15 protein-coding genes are annotated in these 16,856 nt (G+C 72.9%); 10 read left to right on the top strand and 5 right to left on the bottom strand.

Annotated features, from left to right (window positions below; all coding sequences use genetic code 11):
• Nucleotides 1-54: 54 nt before the first annotated feature.
• Complete coding sequence (locus tag ACFFF6_RS09265; protein ID WP_376980077.1) at nt 55-1,347, bottom strand: sugar ABC transporter substrate-binding protein; 1,293 nt, start codon at nt 1,345-1,347, stop codon at nt 55-57.
• A 173-nt stretch (nt 1,348-1,520) separates the two neighbouring features.
• Between ACFFF6_RS09265 and ACFFF6_RS09260 the strand changes: the two genes are divergently transcribed.
• The 4 genes from ACFFF6_RS09260 to epsC all read left to right on the top strand — a co-directional run bounded on the left by ACFFF6_RS09260 (nt 1,521) and on the right by epsC (nt 5,270).
• Nucleotides 1,521-2,531, top strand: coding sequence for a LacI family DNA-binding transcriptional regulator (locus ACFFF6_RS09260; RefSeq protein ID WP_376980076.1), 1,011 nt, complete (start codon nt 1,521-1,523; stop codon nt 2,529-2,531).
• A 1-nt stretch (nt 2,532) separates the two neighbouring features.
• Complete coding sequence (gene trpS, locus ACFFF6_RS09255) at nt 2,533-3,636, top strand: tryptophan--tRNA ligase (protein ID WP_376980075.1); 1,104 nt, start codon at nt 2,533-2,535, stop codon at nt 3,634-3,636.
• A 112-nt stretch (nt 3,637-3,748) separates the two neighbouring features.
• Entirely contained in the window at nt 3,749-4,678 is a 930-nt protein-coding gene (gene cysK, locus ACFFF6_RS09250; protein ID WP_376980074.1) for a cysteine synthase A, read from the top strand.
• A 28-nt stretch (nt 4,679-4,706) separates the two neighbouring features.
• Nucleotides 4,707-5,270 carry a serine O-acetyltransferase EpsC gene (gene epsC / locus ACFFF6_RS09245; RefSeq protein ID WP_376980073.1) on the top strand — a complete coding sequence of 188 codons (564 nt, stop codon included), beginning with the start codon at nt 4,707-4,709 and terminating at the stop codon, nt 5,268-5,270.
• A gap of 14 nt (nt 5,271-5,284) precedes the next feature.
• Here epsC and ACFFF6_RS09240 read toward each other — a convergent pair whose 3' ends face one another.
• Both ACFFF6_RS09240 and ACFFF6_RS09235 read right to left on the bottom strand, forming a co-directional pair.
• Nucleotides 5,285-6,058, bottom strand: coding sequence for an SIR2 family NAD-dependent protein deacylase (locus tag ACFFF6_RS09240; protein WP_376980072.1), 774 nt, complete (start codon nt 6,056-6,058; stop codon nt 5,285-5,287).
• Nucleotides 6,055-6,894: an aldo/keto reductase gene (locus ACFFF6_RS09235; protein ID WP_376980071.1), complete on the bottom strand. Its 840-nt coding sequence runs from the start codon at nt 6,892-6,894 to the stop codon at nt 6,055-6,057. Before ACFFF6_RS09235 ends, ACFFF6_RS09240 begins: the two co-directional genes overlap by 4 nt.
• Before the next feature lie 152 nt (nt 6,895-7,046).
• Here ACFFF6_RS09235 and ACFFF6_RS09230 point away from each other — a divergent pair, with 152 nt between their 5' ends.
• Nucleotides 7,047-8,267: an arginine deiminase gene (locus ACFFF6_RS09230; protein WP_376980070.1), complete on the top strand. Its 1,221-nt coding sequence runs from the start codon at nt 7,047-7,049 to the stop codon at nt 8,265-8,267.
• Between the two features lie 15 nt (nt 8,268-8,282).
• Here ACFFF6_RS09230 and ACFFF6_RS09225 read toward each other — a convergent pair whose 3' ends face one another.
• Complete coding sequence (locus ACFFF6_RS09225) at nt 8,283-8,852, bottom strand: GNAT family N-acetyltransferase (protein ID WP_376980069.1); 570 nt, start codon at nt 8,850-8,852, stop codon at nt 8,283-8,285.
• A gap of 120 nt (nt 8,853-8,972) precedes the next feature.
• Here ACFFF6_RS09225 and gcvT point away from each other — a divergent pair, with 120 nt between their 5' ends.
• The 5 genes from gcvT (at nt 8,973) to ACFFF6_RS09200 (ending at nt 16,094) form a co-directional block, all read left to right on the top strand.
• On the top strand, nt 8,973-10,106 hold the full coding sequence (gcvT, locus tag ACFFF6_RS09220; RefSeq protein ID WP_376980068.1) for a glycine cleavage system aminomethyltransferase GcvT: 1,134 nt from the start codon (nt 8,973-8,975) through the stop codon (nt 10,104-10,106).
• Nucleotides 10,107-10,159: 53 nt separating this feature from the next.
• Nucleotides 10,160-10,531, top strand: coding sequence for a glycine cleavage system protein GcvH (gene gcvH / locus ACFFF6_RS09215; RefSeq protein ID WP_376980067.1), 372 nt, complete (start codon nt 10,160-10,162; stop codon nt 10,529-10,531).
• 21 nt (nt 10,532-10,552) lie between these two features.
• Complete coding sequence (gcvP, locus tag ACFFF6_RS09210; RefSeq protein ID WP_376980066.1) at nt 10,553-13,534, top strand: aminomethyl-transferring glycine dehydrogenase; 2,982 nt, start codon at nt 10,553-10,555, stop codon at nt 13,532-13,534.
• 102 nt (nt 13,535-13,636) lie between these two features.
• Nucleotides 13,637-14,854, top strand: coding sequence for a cobalamin-independent methionine synthase II family protein (locus ACFFF6_RS09205; protein WP_376980065.1), 1,218 nt, complete (start codon nt 13,637-13,639; stop codon nt 14,852-14,854).
• Between the two features lie 109 nt (nt 14,855-14,963).
• Nucleotides 14,964-16,094: a glycosyltransferase family 4 protein gene (locus ACFFF6_RS09200; RefSeq protein ID WP_376980064.1), complete on the top strand. Its 1,131-nt coding sequence runs from the start codon at nt 14,964-14,966 to the stop codon at nt 16,092-16,094.
• Here ACFFF6_RS09200 and ACFFF6_RS09195 read toward each other — a convergent pair.
• Nucleotides 16,075-16,740, bottom strand: coding sequence for a type 1 glutamine amidotransferase (locus ACFFF6_RS09195; protein WP_376980063.1), 666 nt, complete (start codon nt 16,738-16,740; stop codon nt 16,075-16,077). The genes ACFFF6_RS09200 and ACFFF6_RS09195 overlap by 20 nt on opposite strands.
• Nucleotides 16,741-16,856 lie beyond the last annotated feature (116 nt).

Raw genomic sequence — 16,856 nt, 5'->3', positions numbered from 1 at the left:
GGTCGGGGGCGGAGGGCGGGCGCCGGGGAGTCCGGGCGCCCGCCCTCCGGGGGCTCAGGCGCCGATCTTCCCGGCGATCTGCTCGCCCGCGGAGGTCATGACCTCACTCGGGTCCGCGCCGCCGACGATGTTCGCCTGCGCCTGGCCCAGCGGCGCCCAGATCTCGGACATGGCGGGGATGGAGGGCATCGGGTCGGTGCTCTCGGCGAGCTCCGCGATCCTCACCATCTCCGGGTTGTCGGCGGCGAGCTCGGTCTGGAGGTCGAGGGAGACCGGTGGGAGCTGGTTGCTCGCGAACATGGCGCGGGCGATATCGGGGCTGGAGGCGACGTCGGAGAGCAGCTGCTGGGCGAAGCCCTGGTTCTTGCCGGAGGAGGCGACGTAGAAGGCGTTGACGCCGGCGAAGGGCTTGGCCGGTTCCATGCCCTCGAAGCCCGGGACGGCGCTCATGGTGACGTCGAGGCCGGACTTCGCGATGTCGGCGAGCGCCCAGGGGCCCGAGACGAGGTAGGCGGCCTTGCCGTCGGTGAACAGGGAGATCGCGTTGTCCCCGGAGATCGAGGTCTTGAGCACGCCCTGCTCGCCGAGGGCCTTGATCTTCTCGCCGGCGGCGATCGAGCCCTCCTTGCCCACGCCCAGATCCTTCGGGTCGAGGTTGCCGGAGGCGTCGGCGCCGAACAGGTAGCCGCCGCCGGAGGAGTACAGGGGCTGCATGTGATAGGCGTCGCCCTGCTCGCCGACGGGCAGGGACAGGACGTTCTCGGCTCCTCCCTCGGTGCCTGCGGCCACGAGCTCCTCGATGCTCGTGGGCTCCGGGGCGGCGGTGAGGGCGTTGTTCGCGAACAGGGCGAGGGTCTCGACCGCGTACGGGACGCCGTAGGTCTGGCCCTCGAACTGGACCGCGGTCATGCCGATCGGCGCGAGCTTGTCGGCGGCGTCGGAGGGCAGCTGCACCGGCACGATCGCGGCGTTCTGGACGAGGTTGCCGATCCAGTCATGGGCGCCGAGCATCACGTCCGGCCCGTTGCCCGCCTGGTTCGCGGTCACGAAGGCGGCCTGCGGGTCGTTGGAGATGGTCTGGACGGCGGCCGTGATGCCCTGGGTCTGGGCCCAGGCGGCGATCGGCTCCTGGAGGGATGCCGCCTTCTTCTCATCGGCCCAGATCACGAGGTCGGCATCGGCGCGGGCGGGGGCGGCGGAGGGATCCGCCTCGCCGCCGCCGTCGGAGGCCGGGGCAGGTTCCGTGGCGGCGGTGTCCGGGGAGGACTCTCCGCCGCAGGCGGCCAGGAGCGCGGTGGCGGCGCCCGCGGCACCCAGGGCGAGGAAAGACTTGCGACGGATCTGCACAGCGATCTCCTTCGATTCAGCGTGGGGGAGGGGAGCTTCCATGCTCACCCTGCGGGGATGACTGTAGCCGCGGGCCGAAGGGTCGTGCAAGAATACGCAAGAACTTTCAACCCGGATGTGATCGGACTGTGACCTCCGATCGGGGACACTGCTGTCACCAGGAGGTATGCACCGTGAAAGCACGACTGATCGACATCGCCCGCGAGGCCGATGTGAGCGAGGCGACCGTCTCGCGGGTCCTCAACGACCGGCCGGGGGTCAACGAGGAGACCCGGCAGCTGGTCCTGCAGGCCGCGCGTCGGCTCGGGCGGCAGATCATGCCCGTTCCCGAGGAGCTGCCCCGCATGATCGGCCTCCTCGTGCCGGACCTCGAGAACCAGATCTTCGCCGCCTGGGTCGAACGGCTCGAGGCGGAGCTGTTCGAGCGCGGCGTCTCCTCCCTCGTCGGCGTGCGCGCCCGCACCGTCGAGCGCGAGCGCGAGCACCTTCAGCGCTTCCTCCGCGCCGGCGCGAGCGGGATCATCGTCGTCTCCGGCTTCCATGCCCAGCAGTCCAGCCCCCTGGACCACTACCGCGAGGTGACCGACGCCGGGGTCCCGCTGGTGATGGTCAACGGCGAGCGGCACGACCTCGACGCGGCCTTCATCTCCTCCGACGACGTGCACGCCATCGAGCTGTCCCTCGCCCATCTCGAGGAGCTCGGGCACCGGCGGATCGGCCTCGCCGTGGGCGACGAGCACACCTGGCCGGTGCGCACCAAGGTCCAGGCCTTCGAGGCCGCCCGGCGGGCGGCGGGAGAGCCCGGGGCGCCGATCGCCTACACCGACTTCTCCTACGCCGGCGGCTACGAGGCCGCCCGCGACCTCGCCGGGCGCGGCGTGACCGCGATCGTCTGCGGGAGCGACGTGATGGCCTCCGGCGCCCTCGAAGGGCTGCGCTCGATCGGCCTGAGCACCCCGGAGGACGTATCCGTGCTCGGCTACGACGACGTCTCCTGGGCGGGCCTGACCACCCCGCCGCTGACGACCATCCGTCAGAGTGTCTCGCTCATGGCCCGCTCCGCGGTGCGGACGGTGCTGGCCGGAGGCCAGGGCAGCCGGCGCCCCACCCGCACCGAGCTCGCGATCCGCCCCCAGCTGATCGTGCGCGGATCCACCGGGGCGGCCCCCGGGCGATCCCGATAGCATGGGCCGGGTGACCACCACCGACACCGCCTCCGACCCCGGCATCTCCGCCAGCAGCTACGACACCGCGCGCAGGCGCAGCGACCAGATCTGGCAGCAGATCGCGCAGGACCCCTCGGGTCTGCGCATGCTCACCGGCGACCGCCCCACGGGCGCCCTGCACATCGGCCACTACTTCGGCTCGCTGCAGAACCGGGTGCGACTGCAGGAGGCCGGCGTCGAGACCTGGCTGATCATCGCGGACTACCAGGTGATCACCGACCGCGAGGTGCTCGGCGACATCAAGGGCTCCGTGCGCGAGCTGCTCACCGACTATCTCGCCGTCGGCATCGACCCCGAGCGGGCCACCATCTTCACCCATTCCGCCGTGCCGGCGCTGAACCAGCTCATGCTCCCGTTCCTGTCGCTGGTCACCCAGCCGGAGCTCGAGCGCAACCCGACCGTCAAGGCGGAGCTCGCCGCGGCCGGGAAGTCCGCGATGGGCGGGCTCATGCTCACCTATCCCGTGCATCAGGCCGCGGACATCCTGTTCTGCCACGGCAACCTCGTCCCGGTCGGGAAGGACCAGCTGCCGCACATCGAGCAGACCCGGGTGGTCGCGCGCCGCTTCAACGAGCGCTACGCCGGCGGCGAGCAGATCTTCGCCGAGCCCGATGCCCTCCTCTCCGAGGCGCCGACCATCCTGGGGCTCGACGGCTCGCGCAAGATGAGCAAGTCGCTGGGCAACACCGTCATGCTGCGCATGAGCGCGGACGAGACGGTCACGAAGATCAAGAAGGCGAAGACCGACTCCGAGCGGCGCATCACCTTCGATCCCGAGGCGCGCCCCGAGGTCGCGAACCTCCTCATGATTGCGGGGCTGTCGACCGGGCGCGCGCCCGAGGAGATCGCCGAGGAGATCGGCGACAAGGGCGCCGGGACCCTCAAGATGCTCACCGCCGAGGCTCTCAACGAGCACCTGGCCCCGATCCGCGCCCGCCGCGCCGAGATCGAGCGGGATCCGGACCGGCTGTGGGAGATCCTGCGCGCCGGGAACGCCCGCGCGGGCGAGGTCGCGGAGCAGACCCTCGCGCAGGTCCGTGAGGCCATGGGCATGAGCTACTGAGCCCGGTTCCCGCAGGATCCGAGGGTCGGACGCCGCAGGGCGTCCGACCCTCGCTGCTTATACTGGTTCGAAGGAATGCTTTGCACGCTGACAGGACGACAGAGGAGCACCGATGCCCGTCTACAACGACGTCTCCGAGCTGGTGGGGCGCACACCCCTGGTCCGGCTGAACAAGCTGGGCGACGAGGTCCGGGCCACCGTGCTCGCCAAGCTCGAGTTCTACAATCCCGCGAGCTCCGTCAAGGACCGCATCGGCGTGGCCATGATCGATGCCGCAGAGGCCTCGGGCGAGCTCGCCCCCGGAGGCACGATCGTCGAGGCGACCAGCGGCAACACCGGCATCGCCCTGGCGATGATCGGCACCTCGCGCGGCTACCGGGTCGTGCTCACGATGCCGGAGTCCGCCTCCAAGGAGCGCCGCGGCCTGCTGCGTGCCTTCGGCGCGGAGCTCGTCCTGACCGAGGCCGCGGGCGGGATGAAGGGCGCGGTCGAGAAGGCTGCGCAGATCGCCGCCGAGACCGGGGGCGTGCAGGTGCGCCAGTTCGACAACCAGGCGAACCGCGCAGCGCACTACGCGACCACCGGTCCGGAGATCTGGGCGGACACGGAGGGCGTCGTCGACGCCCTCGTCTCCGGCATCGGCACGGGCGGCACCATCTCCGGCGCGGGCGCCTACCTGCGCGAGCAGAACCCCGCGGTGAAGATCTTCGCCGTCGAGCCGGCGGAGTCCCCGATCCTCAACGGCGGAGCCCCCGGCCCCCACAAGATCCAGGGCATCGGCGCGAACTTCGTGCCCTCCGTCCTGGACCGCGAGATCTACGACGAGGTCCTCGACATCGACGCTCCGACGGCGATGGAGCGGGCCCGCGGCATCGCCCGCACCGAGGGGCTCCTCGTCGGCATCTCGGCGGGTGCGGCGATCGAGGCGGCGGCCCGCGTCGGCTCCCGGCCCGAGCTCGAGGGGAAGACGATCGTCGTGATCATCCCGTCCTTCGGTGAGCGCTACCTCTCCACCCCGCTCTACGCCGAGTACATGGACTGAGCCCGGATTGGGACTCCTCTCCCGCGCGATGGACGCCGTGGCCGCGGTCCGCGAGGACGTGGCCGCGGCGCGCCGCCGCGATCCCGCCGCCACTGGCGACCTCCAGCTCGTGCTGACGTCCCCGGGCCTGCACGCGATCTGGGCGCACCGGGCGGCGCACGCCCTGTGGCGCCGCCCGCGGGCCCGGCTGCCCGCGCTCCTGCTCGCCCAGGGCATGCGCTCGGCCACCGGCATCGAGATCCACCCGGGGGCGCAGATCGGCCGACGCTTCTTCATCGACCACGGCATGGGCGTGGTGATCGGGGAGACCGCGGAGGTCGGCGACGACGTCATGCTCTATCACGGGGTGACGCTCGGGGGACGCTCCATGCGGCGCGTCAAGCGCCATCCGACGGTCGGCGACGGGGTCACCATCGGCGCCGGCGCCCGCGTCCTGGGGCCCGTGGTCCTCGGCGAGCGCTCGCAGATCGGGGCGAACGCCGTAGTCGTCCGCGACGTCCCCGCGGGAGCGACCGCCGTCGGCGTCCCTGCCCGCGTCCGCGGCGGCGCGGCGCATCCCGAGGAGAACGTGGACCCCGCGATCTGGATCTGAGCGGGCCCGCGCCCTCAGAAGGGGTGCAGGAACGGGTTGTCCGCCACCCCGCGACGCGCCCGCTCCCAGCTCGGGAGCACGTCGTGGCAGTCCGCCCGGATCACCTCGTCGAAGACTCCGCGCAGGCCGGCGGCGGGCGGCGGGTCGATGTCGATGAGCACCGTCCTCGCCCCCGCCTCACGGGCCAGCGGGGCGAGGCGGGCGGCCGGGAGGACCGCCCCGCTGGTGCCCACCACGACGAACAGCTCCGCCTCCCGCGCCAGGCGCAGGGACCGGTCGATCGCGGCACCGGGCAGCTGCTCGTCGAACAGCACCACGTCCGGCCGGGTCGGAGCGCCGCACACCGGGCACTGCGCCGGAGCGCCGTGGTCCTCGGCTCGGTCCCCTTCGCCCGGGGAGAGGGGAATGCTCCAGTCGCAGCATCCGTCCAGGCAGACGGCGCGCAGGGCGCTGCCGTGGAGCTCGGAGACGTCGGCGCTGCCGGCCGCCTGATGCAGGCCGTCGATGTTCTGCGTGATCACCGGGGCGCCCAGGCGGGCGATCGCGAGGTGTCCCGGGGTCGGCCCGTGCGCCGCCGCGATGCGCGCCATGCGCCCCCACACCCGCCACAGCAGCGGGAGGGACGCGGGCAGCGCGGAGCCGTGCATCGCAGCCTCGAGCTCCGGCTCGAGGCGCCAGAGACCGCCCGGCCCCCGGAACTGCCCGAGCCCGGTGCGGGCGCTGAGCCCGGCACCGGTGAGGAAGACGATCCGCCGGTGCTCGGGCGCGGGCCGGAAGTCCCTGCTCACCACTCCTCGTGCGTGCGGGAGTCCCAGGCGGCGTCCTCGCCCAGGTCCAGGGACGCGAGCAGGGAGCGGTCCGCATCGTCGAGGGCCACCCCGCCGAGGTCGGCATTGGCGAGCTGACGCTGCGGCGTCGACGACTTCGGGATCACGACGACGCCCTGGTCGACCGCCCAGCGCAGCGCGATCTGCGCCGGGGTGACGCCGTGCTTCGCGGCGATCCGCCGGATCGCGAACTGCTCGGGCAGGCCCTCGCGCCCGCCCAGGGGACCCCAGGCCTCGGTGAGGATCCCGTGCTCCGCATGGAAGGCCAGCGACTCCTGCCGCGGCAGGGCGGGGGAGAGCTGGATCTGGTTCAGAGCCGGCCACACCCCGGTCGCGTCGAACAGCTCCTGCAGCTGCTCGGGCCGGAAGTTGGAGACGCCCGCATGGGTGATCAGACCCTCCTCGCGCAGGTCCAGCAGGGTGCGCCAGGTGTCCAGGGCGAGGCCGCGGGAGGGATTGGGCCAGTGGATGAGGACGATGTCCGCGCGCTCCAGACCCAGCCGGCGCAGGGACTCGAGCACCCCGGTCCGGGTCGCCTCGCGCCCCTGGTCGCCTCCGGCGACCTTCGTGGTCACGAGGACCTCCTCCCGGTCGACCCCGCTGCTGCGCAGCGCCTGCCCGACGCAGGCCTCGTTGCCGTACTGGGCGGCCGTGTCGATGAGCCGGTAGCCGTTCTCGAGCGCGCTGCGCACGGCCTCGGCGCCCTCGACGCCCTTGAGCGAGCTGGTGCCGAAGCCGATGAGCGGGATCGGAGAGCCGTCGGCCAGGGTCGTGGTGGGGATGTCGAGCCTCGGCATGCGGGGCCTCCTCGATGCAGGGGATGCGGGCACCTCCATCGAACCACGGATGGGAGCCCGCGGGGGCCGCGCCTCCGGCCTATGCTCACGACAGGGTGCGCGAGAGCACCGGAGGCGGAACCGCCGAAGGAGCGGAGGGAGAGGAGCGGGCGATGGAGCACCGCAGGGGAGCGGGCGGCGCCCCGGCCTGGGGGATCCCGGACGAGGTCTCGCCCCTGCGGCGGGTGATCCTGCATCGGCCCGGACCCGAGCTCGAGCGCCTGACCCCGCAGACCCGGGACCGCTTCCTGTTCGACGAGCTGCTGTGGCTCGAGCGCGCCCGCGCCGAGCACGACGCCTTCGCGGCCCTGCTGCGCGCGGAGGGGGTCGAGGTCCTGCTGGTGCATGAGCTGCTCGAGGAGCTGCTGGCCGTGCCCGAAGCCCGGCAGGAGGTGCTCGAGCGCTCCCTGGACCCGGCCACGCTCGGCGACATCGCGGCGCAGGACCTGGGCGATGCGCTCTCGGGTCTTCCCGCGGGCCGCCTGGCCGGGCTCCTCCTGGCCGGGATCACGCGCGCGGAGCTCGAGGGCCTCGGCGTGCGCCCCCGCTCGGTCACGGTGCAGCGCACCGCACCGGACGAGCTGCTGCTGGACCCTCTGCCCAACCACCTGTTCACCCGGGACTCCTCGGTGTGGATCGGGGCGGCCGCCTTCGTCCCCGGCATGCGCCGCAGCGCCCGGCGGCGCGAGTCGGTGCACCTGGAGATGATCTACCGCCATCACCCGCTCTTCGCGGGCGCATCGGTTGACGCCTCCCGCTGCGTCGTCGAGGGCGGGGACGTGCTCGTCCTCGGGGAGGGGAGCATCGCGATCGGCCTGTCGGAGCGGACGAGCGCCGCCGGGGTCGAGCACCTCGCCGGGGCGCTGCTGGCCTCCGGGCGGGCGGAGCGGGTGATCGCCCTCGCGCTGCCCCATGAGCGCTCGATGATGCACCTGGACACCGTGATGACGCAGGTGGATCGCGAGTCCGTGGTGCGATACGGCCCTCTGCCGGGACTGGAGAGCTACGAGATCCGCCGCCGCGAGGGGCGCCTGGTGACCCGGGCGCATCCGGGGTCGGAGATGGACGTCGTCCTCGCGCGGGCCCTCGGGATCCCGCGCCTGCGGGTGCTGAGCCCCCAGCTCGACCGCTATGCGGCGGCGCGCGAGCAGTGGGACGACGGCTGCAACGTGCTCGCCCTCGGACCGGGACGGGTCGTCGCCTACGAGCGTGTGCGGGCGACCAACGACCATCTGCGCTCCTGCGGGATCGAGGTGCTCGAGATCCCCGGGAGCGAGCTCGGACGAGGACGCGGAGGCCCCCGCTGCATGTCCTGCCCGGTGCTGCGGGGCTGAGCGCCCTCGTACTCCTCAGAGGCGGCGCGGGGGAGCATCGCGCAGCGACCGCGCGAGCTCCTCGCGCGTGGGCAGCGGCGCCTGCAGCGAGCGCTCCATGAGCAGCTGCTGGGTGCCGAACTCCTCGAGACCGCGGCGCACGGTGAAGCCCAGGCGGCGCAGCAGCGTCACGCTGCGCTTGTTGCGGGTCTGCGTGACCGCGATGACGTGCTCGTCCTCGAGGGCGGTCTGCGCCCAGCCGAGCAGGGCGTGGCAGGCCTCGGCCGCGAAGCCCTGCCCGGTGTGCTCGGGCAGCAGCGCATAGGACAGCTCGAGCTCGCCGCGGTCGTAGGTCAGCACGATCGAGCCGAGCATCGCGTCGTCCTCGGCGCGGGCCACGGCCCACCGACCCCAGCTCAGGCCCAGAGGGCTGAGCTCGAGAGCCTGCCGCGAGGCGTAGTCGACCGAGCCTCCCAGGTACTCGCGCGTGACCGGATCGGTCATGAGGCGGATCATCTCTGCCCGGTCCCGGTCGTCGGGCTCGCGGATCAGGATGCGGTCCCCCCGGATCCTGATCGGCCACTGCTGCGTACCTTCCCGATTCACGCCTTCACTGTACGGGACCGGCGGCCGCCGGCGGGCGGTACAGTGTCCGGGACGGCTCGAGGGAGAGCCGGACAGGGGAGCTGTATCCGCCGCTCCGCCCGCACGCCACCAGGAGAGACGATGCCCGCACCGGCCCTGAACGCCACGCCCCTGCATGCGCTCCACGAGTCGCTCGGCGCGACGTTCACGGACTTCGCGGGCTGGCAGATGCCGGTGCGCTACACCTCCGACCTCGCCGAGCACCACGCGGTCCGCACCGGTGCCGGGATCTTCGACCTCAGCCATATGGGGGAGATCCGCCTGAGCGGCTCGGGTGCGGGGGAGGCCCTCGACCATGCGCTCGCCGGGAAGCTCTCGACCCTCGCCGTGGGTCGGGCGAAGTACTCCCTCATGCTCGCTCCGGAGGGCGGCGTGATCGACGACGTGATCGTCTACCGGCTGGGGGAGGAGGAGCTCCTGGTGGTCGCCAACGCCGGGAACGCCGCCGTCGTCGCGGGCGAGCTCGCGGACCGCGCGGCCGGCTTCGACACGCAGGTCCGCGACGACTCCGCCGCGATCGCGCTGATCGCGGTGCAGGGGCCGGCCAGCGCGGACATCGTCACCCGCGCGCTGACCGATGCGGCCTCCCCGGCCTCCGGCATCGACGCCGAGGACGTCGCCGCGCTGGGCTACTACCGCGTCCTGCAGGGGACCTTCGCCGGGCACGAGCTGCTGCTGGCCCGCACCGGCTACACCGGCGAGGACGGGTTCGAGCTGTACGTCCCGGCTGCCCGGGCCGTCGAGCTGTGGGAGCTGCTGGCCGCGCACGGCGGCGAGGACCTGGTGCCCTGCGGCCTCGCCTCGCGCGACACCCTCCGGCTCGAGGCGGGAATGCCCCTGTACGGCCACGAGCTGAGCCGCGACACCCTGCCGGCACAGGCAGGGCTCGGCCGGGTCGTGGCGCTGCGGACCAAGGGCGACTTCATCGGCCGGGCCGCCGTGGAGTCCGCCGACCTCTCCGGATCCCGTGTGCTCGCGGGCCTGGTCGCCGAGGGACGCCGCGCCGCCCGCGCGGGCAGCGCCGTCCGGGACCTCACCGGCCGGATCATCGGCGAGGTGACCTCCGGGGTCCTCTCGCCGACCCTGGGCCATCCGATCGCCCTGGCCTACCTCGACCCCGCCTCCACCGAGGTCGGGACCGAGCTGGTGATCGACGTGCGCGGCAAGGACCTGCCCGCCCGCGTCGTCTCCCTCCCGTTCTACTCGCGCGCCTGATCCCGGTGCACGAGCCTCACCCCCACCCCGCGCCCCGAGGAAAGGACCTCCCCATGACCACCGAACTGCTCTACAGCAAGGACCACGAGTGGGTCCGCGTCGAGTCCGACGGCGTCGCCGTCATCGGCGTGACCGACTTCGCCGCCGGACAGCTGGGCGACGTCGTCTACGTCGACCTCCCCGAGGAGGGCGACGCCCTCACCGCGGGCGGCGAGATGGGCGAGATCGAGTCGACCAAGTCGGTCTCCGACCTGTTCTCCCCGATCGACGGGACCGTCACCGCGGTCAACCAGTCCGTCGTGGACTCGCCGGAGCTCGTCAACGCCTCTCCCTTCGAGGAGGGCTGGCTGATCAGGGCGAGCTTCGAGGCCCTGCCCGAGGACCTGCTCACGGCCGAGCAGTACGCCGCGCTCACCGGCGCCTGAGCGGGAGCGGGACAGCACGCGATGACCACCGCCTCCTCCGCACCCCGCCGCGAGCTCGGACCGTTCGTCGGCCGGCACGTCGGCACCGACGAGGCCGCACAGCAGCACATGCTCGAGACCCTCGGACTCCCGAGCCTGGACGCGCTGCTCGAGGCCGCCGTCCCGGGCACGATCCTGCTGGATCCCCGGACCGACGACGCCCTCGGCGACGGCGCGGGCGAGGCGGAGGTCCTCGCCGAGCTGCGCGGCCTCGCCTCCCGCAACACCGTGCGCACCTCGCTGCTCGGCGAGGGCTACTACGGGACCCTGACCCCGCCGGTGATCCAGCGGGGCGTCCTCGAGAACCCGGCCTGGTACACGGCCTACACCCCGTACCAGCCGGAGATCTCCCAGGGCCGCCTCGAGGCGCTGCTGAACTACCAGACGATGGTCTCGGAGCTCACGGGCCTGGCGATCGCGAACTCCTCCATGCTCGACGAGGCGACCGCCGCCGCGGAGGCGATGCTCCTGGCGCGCCGGAAGTCCCGCGCGCGGACGACCCGCTTCCTCGTGGACCAGGACGTGTTCGAGGCGACCCTCGCGGTCGTGCGGGGACGGGCCGAGGCCGTCGGCATCGAGCTCGTCGTCGCCGACCTGCAGGACCCCGCGGCGGCCGATGCCGCGCTCGAGGACGGCGTCTTCGGCGCGCTCGTGCAGTATCCCGCGGCCTCCGGGCGCGTCTGGGACCCGCGGGAGCTGTTCGCGAAGGTGCACGCCGCGGGCGGCCTCGCGATCGCCGCGAGCGATCTGCTCGCCCTGACGCTGCTGACCTCCCCGGGCGACCTGGGGGCCGATGTGGCCGTCGGCTCCTCGCAGCGCTTCGGCGTGCCGCTGGGCTTCGGAGGCCCGCACGCCGGCTTCATGAGCGTGCAGGCGGGGCTCGAGCGGCAGCTGCCGGGCCGTCTCGTCGGCGTGTCCGTGGATGCGGCGGGCGCCCCCGCCTACCGCCTCGCCCTGCAGACCCGCGAGCAGCACATCCGCCGCGAGAGGGCGACCAGCAACATCTGCACGGCGCAGGTGCTGCTGGCTGTGATGGCCTCGATGTACGCCGTCTACCACGGGCCCGCGGGGCTCACCGCGATCGCCCGCCAGGTCGCGGCCCGCACCGCGGACCTCGCCGCGCATCTGCGGGCCGAGGGCTTCCGCCTCGCCCACGGCTCCGTCTTCGACACCCTCGTGGTCGAGGTGCCCGGGAGGGCGGGACAGGTCGAGGAGACCTTCCGCGAGGCCGGCTACCTGCTGCGCGTGCTGGATGCCGACCGGGTGCGCCTGAGCCTGGACGAGACGATCGACGCGGAGGCGCTCGACGCGATCGCCGTGCTCTTCGAGCAGTTCTCGCCCCGGACGGGCAGCGCCGAGGACGCCCCGGCCGGCGGCGAGGTCGGCGCCGCGTGGCCGGGCGGCATCGTCCGCACCACCCCGTTCCTGCAGGACGCGGTCTTCTCGTCCTTCCACAGCGAGACCGCGATGATGCGCTACCTGCGCCGTCTCGCGGACAAGGACTACGCCCTGGACCGGGGCATGATCCCGCTGGGCTCGTGCACGATGAAGCTCAACGCCGCCGCGGAGATGACCGCGGTCACCTGGCCCGAGTTCGCGGGCCCTCATCCCTTCGCACCCGCGGAGGACGTCGAGGGCTACCTGGAGCTGATCGACCAGCTGGAGCGGTGGCTCGCCTCGGTGACGGGCTACGACACCGTGTCCCTGCAGCCGAACGCCGGAAGCCAGGGCGAGTACGCGGGGCTGCTCGCGATCAGCGCCTACCACCGCTCGCGCGGCGAGGCGCAGCGCACCGTGTGCCTCGTGCCCTCGAGCGCGCACGGCACCAACGCGGCATCGGCCGTGCTCGCGGGCCTGCGCGTCGTCGTGGTCGCCTCCGATGCGGAGGGCAACGTCGACCTCGACGACCTGAAGCAGAAGATCAAGGATCACGCCGAGGACCTCGCCGCCATCATGATCACCTACCCGTCCACGCACGGCGTGTACGAGGAGGAGGTCCGGACCGTCTGCCAGCTGGTCCACGACGCGGGGGGCCAGGTCTACGTCGACGGCGCGAACCTCAACGCCCTGCTCGAGGTCGCCCGGCCCGGCGAGTTCGGCGGCGACGTGTCCCACCTGAACCTGCACAAGACCTTCTGCATCCCGCACGGCGGCGGCGGCCCGGGCGTCGGCCCGGTCGCGGCGAAGGCCCATCTCGCGCCGTTCCTGCCGGGGCACCCGCTCGCCCAGCGCGCCGAGCATGCGGTCGCGGGCAGCGCGCCCGTCGCCCATGGCGGGGCGCCCGTCTCGCAGGCGCCCTACGGCTCGCCGTCGATCCTCCCGATCCCCTGGGCGTACATCCGCCTCATGGGTGCCCAGGGCCTGCGCCACGCCACGGCCTCCGCGGTGCTCGCGGCGAACTACATCGCGAAGCGGCTCGAGGGCACCTTCGAGACCCTCTACCGGGGCCGCAGCGGGCATGTCGCCCATGAGTGCATCCTGGACCTGCGGCCCTTCACCGCACGCACCGGCATCACCGTCGACGACGTGGCCAAGCGGCTGATCGACTACGGCTTCCACGCCCCGACCATGTCCTTCCCCGTCGCCGGGACGCTCATGGTCGAGCCGACGGAGTCCGAGGACCTCCCCGAGCTCGAGCGCTTCATCTCCGCGATGCTCATGATCGCGGAGGAGGCCGAGCAGGTGGCCTCCGGCGCCTGGCCGAAGGACGACAACCCTCTCGTGAACGCGCCCCACACCGCCGAGGCGATCGCGCGTGCCGACTGGGACCACCCGTATTCGCGGGAGATCGCGGTGTACCCGGGCGTGCACGCCGCGCGGGGCCTCGACCTCGGCGGCTACCACATGAGCGAGCAGATGCGGATCCAGGCGAAGTACTGGCCGCCGGTGCGCCGCATCGACCAGGCCTACGGCGATCGCAACCTCGTGTGCACCTGTCCTCCGCTCGAGGCCTACGAGTCCTGAGCCGCCCCTGTCCGTTCACGCCCGCCGCATGCCGCGAGCGGGCGTGAACGGAGATGACGGCCGCCTTGCGCCACACGGCGCCGCGCACCGTAACCTCAGGTCATGACCCAGATCCTCACCACGACCGCCGGCTCCCTCCCCCGGACGCCGGAGCTGCTCGCCGCCAACGCCGCCCGCACCTTCGCCGAGGACGGCCTCACCCCGCTGCCCTCGGCCGAGTTCGATGCGGCCCTGGCCGCGGCCGTCGACTCCGTGGTCGCCCGCCAGAAGCAGATCGGCATCACGGTGCCCGGCGACGGCGAGTACGGCAAGGCCATGACCACGACCTTCAACTACGGTGCCTGGTGGAGCTACATCTTCCACCGCACCGCGGGCCTCGAGGTCGTGCCCGAGGACACCTTCTTCTCCGCGTCCCCGACGGCGCCGAACGCCGAGGGCCTCACCCTGACCGCCTTCGGCAACCGCCGCGACCGCCAGCGCTTCCCCGACGTGTACGCGACCGATGCCGAGGTCAACAAGGCGACGCCCGACGGGGCCGCGCCCCTGTTCCCGGTCGCCTCGGGGACCCTCGCGTACACCGGCCAGGAGCTCATCGGCTCCGACGTCGCGAACTTCTCCCGCGCCCTGCGGGCCCAGGGCTACGAGCAGGGCTTCCTCACCTCGCTCTCGCCCGGTTCCGGCGCCCGCATCCAGGACCGCCGCTACGGCTCCGAGGACGCCTTCCTCGAGGCCTGGGCCGATGCCCTGCACGAGGAGTATCGGGCGATCACGGACGCGGGGCTGATCGTCCAGGTCGACGACCCCTCGATCGCCGAGAACTTCGACCAGATCGACCCCGAGCCGAGCATCGAGGACTACCTGCGCTTCACCGCCAAGCGCGTCGAGGCCCTCAACCATGCGCTGCGGGGCCTGCCCCGCGAGCTGCTGCGGTTCCACCTGTGCTGGGGCTCCTGGCACGGCCCGCACACGACGGACATCGAGCTGCGCCATCTGGTGGACCTCATGCTCGACATCGACGTCACCTACTACTCCTTCGAGGGCGCCAACGCCCGCCACGAGCACGAGCACGTGGTCTGGGACGAGGTGGAGCTGCCCGAGGACAAGATCATCGTCCCCGGCGTGGTCACGCACTCCACCAACGTCGTCGAGCATCCCGAGCTCGTCGCGCAGCGCATCGGCCGCTACGCGAAGCGCGTGGGCGCCGAGAGGGTCATCGCCTCGACCGACTGCGGGCTGGGCGGCCGGGTGCATCCCGACATCGCCTGGGCGAAGCTCGAGGCGCTGGTCGCCGGAGCGGAGATCGCCTCGCGCCGGTTCTGAGCGGCGCGGGGCGCCGGAGACGTTCACGCAGACGTCACGGACACGTCACGGTCCGCGGGGTCGGATCTCACCGCAGGGGAGCATCCTTCCTCGCGTGAGGATCCTGTTCGTGTCCGAATCGTTCCTGCCCCATATGAACGGCGTCACCGGCTCCGTGCTCCAGGTCGTCGACCAGTTCGCGGCCCGCGGCGACGACCTCGCGATCATCGCGCCCCGCCAGCCCGGCGCCGAGAGGTTCCTGCGCACGTCCTGCGGTCGGAAGATCCGCGTCCGCCGCATCACGTCGGTGCCGATGCTGGGCTACGGGGACGTGCGCATCGCCACCACCAGCGCGGCGTCCCTGCGTCGCCGCATCGCGGACTTCCAGCCCGATGTCGTCCATCTCGCCTCCCCGACGATCCTGGGCGGCAGGGCGATGATCGCCGCCCAGCAGCTGGGGCTGCCCACGGTCGCCGTGTACCAGACGGACATCCCCGGGTACACGGCCCGCTACGGGCTGCCCTTCCTCGAGGCGGCGAGCTGGCAGCTGCTGCGCGACGTCCACAACCGGGCGACGCTCACTCTGGCGCCCTCGACCTTCACCCGCGACCAGCTGCGCGAGCACGGGATCGAGCGCATCCGCCTGTGGCGGCGCGGCGTGGACACGGCCCGCTTCTCGCCCTCGCTGCGCAGCGAGGCCCTGCGGGCGGAGCTCGCGGAGCCGGGGGAGAGGATCGTCCTGTACGTGGGGCGCCTCGCCCCGGAGAAGCAGGTCGAGGATCTGCGGATCCTCCACGACCTCCCCGGGGTGCGGGTCGTCGTGGTGGGGGAGGGGCCCGAGGAGGAGACGCTGCGCCGGGCGATGCCGCGGGCCCGCTTCCGCGGCTTCCGCGGCGGCGCCGACCTCGCCGCGCACCTCGCGAGCGCCGACCTCTTCGTCCATCCGGGAGAGCTGGAGACCTTCTGCCAGACCATCCAGGAGGCCATGGCCTCCGGTCTGCCGGCGATCGCCCCTCGTCGCGGAGGGCCCGTCGACCTCATCGCCCCCAGCCGGACGGGCTGGCTGTACACGCCGGGGATGCTCGACGAGCTGCGGGAGCACGCCGTGGACCTGCTGTTCGACGATGCGAAGCGGGAAGCCTTCGGCGCCGCCGCGCTCGCGAGCGTGCACGCGCGCACCTGGCCGGTCCTGGCCGAGCAGCTGCGCGGGTACTACGCGGAGGCGATCGGGGCGCGGGAGCTCAGTCGCCGAGCGCCCTGAGGGCGAAGGCCTCGAGCAGCGCGGTCCAGGCTGCGCCGTCGCGAGGGTCCGCCCCGAGCGGGCCGGGATCCGCCTCGGGGTGGAACAGCAGCCCCCACAGGGATTCCTCGACCCGGAAGGCCGCGATGCCCCCCTGGGCGTCGTGGGCGAGCGTGCGCGCCCCCGGCGGCAGCGCGATCACCGAGCTGCCGGCCGGGCGGCGCAGCACCGGCACGTCGTCGCCGTCGGGAGGGGCGAGCGCGGCCAGCAGCGCGTCGGAGCGGCCCGAGGGCGTCAGCAGCAGCGCCTCGCATCGGGCCGGGGCATCCGGGTGCGCGGACCCTGCCACGCGCCCCTCGAGGGCGTGGGCGGCGAGCACCGCCCCCAGACCGATCCCCAGGGTCGGCAGATGGCGGGAGAGGGCTCGACGCAGCAGCGCCCGCACCTCGAGCATGGCGGCGTCGTGCTCCTCCTGCCGCGGGGCGGCCGCATCGCCGAGGACGACCAGCCCCTCCATCCGCAGCAGATCCGAGGGGATCTGGTCGCCGCGGGCGGGCTGCACCAGATGCACGAGCAGACCCGCCCGGGACAGCACGGGGGCCAGCGCCCCCGGGCCCGAGGCGGGGGACAGGTCGATCACGAGGCAGTCCGAGGCATGCGGGTTCATGACCCGTTCCTACCACTGCGCGCCCCGCCGCGCGTCACATTCGGACATGCACATGGCATGCGCGTCGCCGATGCCGTGGAATGAGCAGGTCGCATGCGCGGCGCGCCCCCGACCGG

Source organism: Brachybacterium hainanense (genome assembly GCF_042434575.1).
In the GTDB taxonomy this organism is placed as follows: domain Bacteria; phylum Actinomycetota; class Actinomycetes; order Actinomycetales; family Dermabacteraceae; genus Brachybacterium; species Brachybacterium hainanense.
This window is presented reverse-complemented; position numbering and strand designations above follow the sequence as displayed.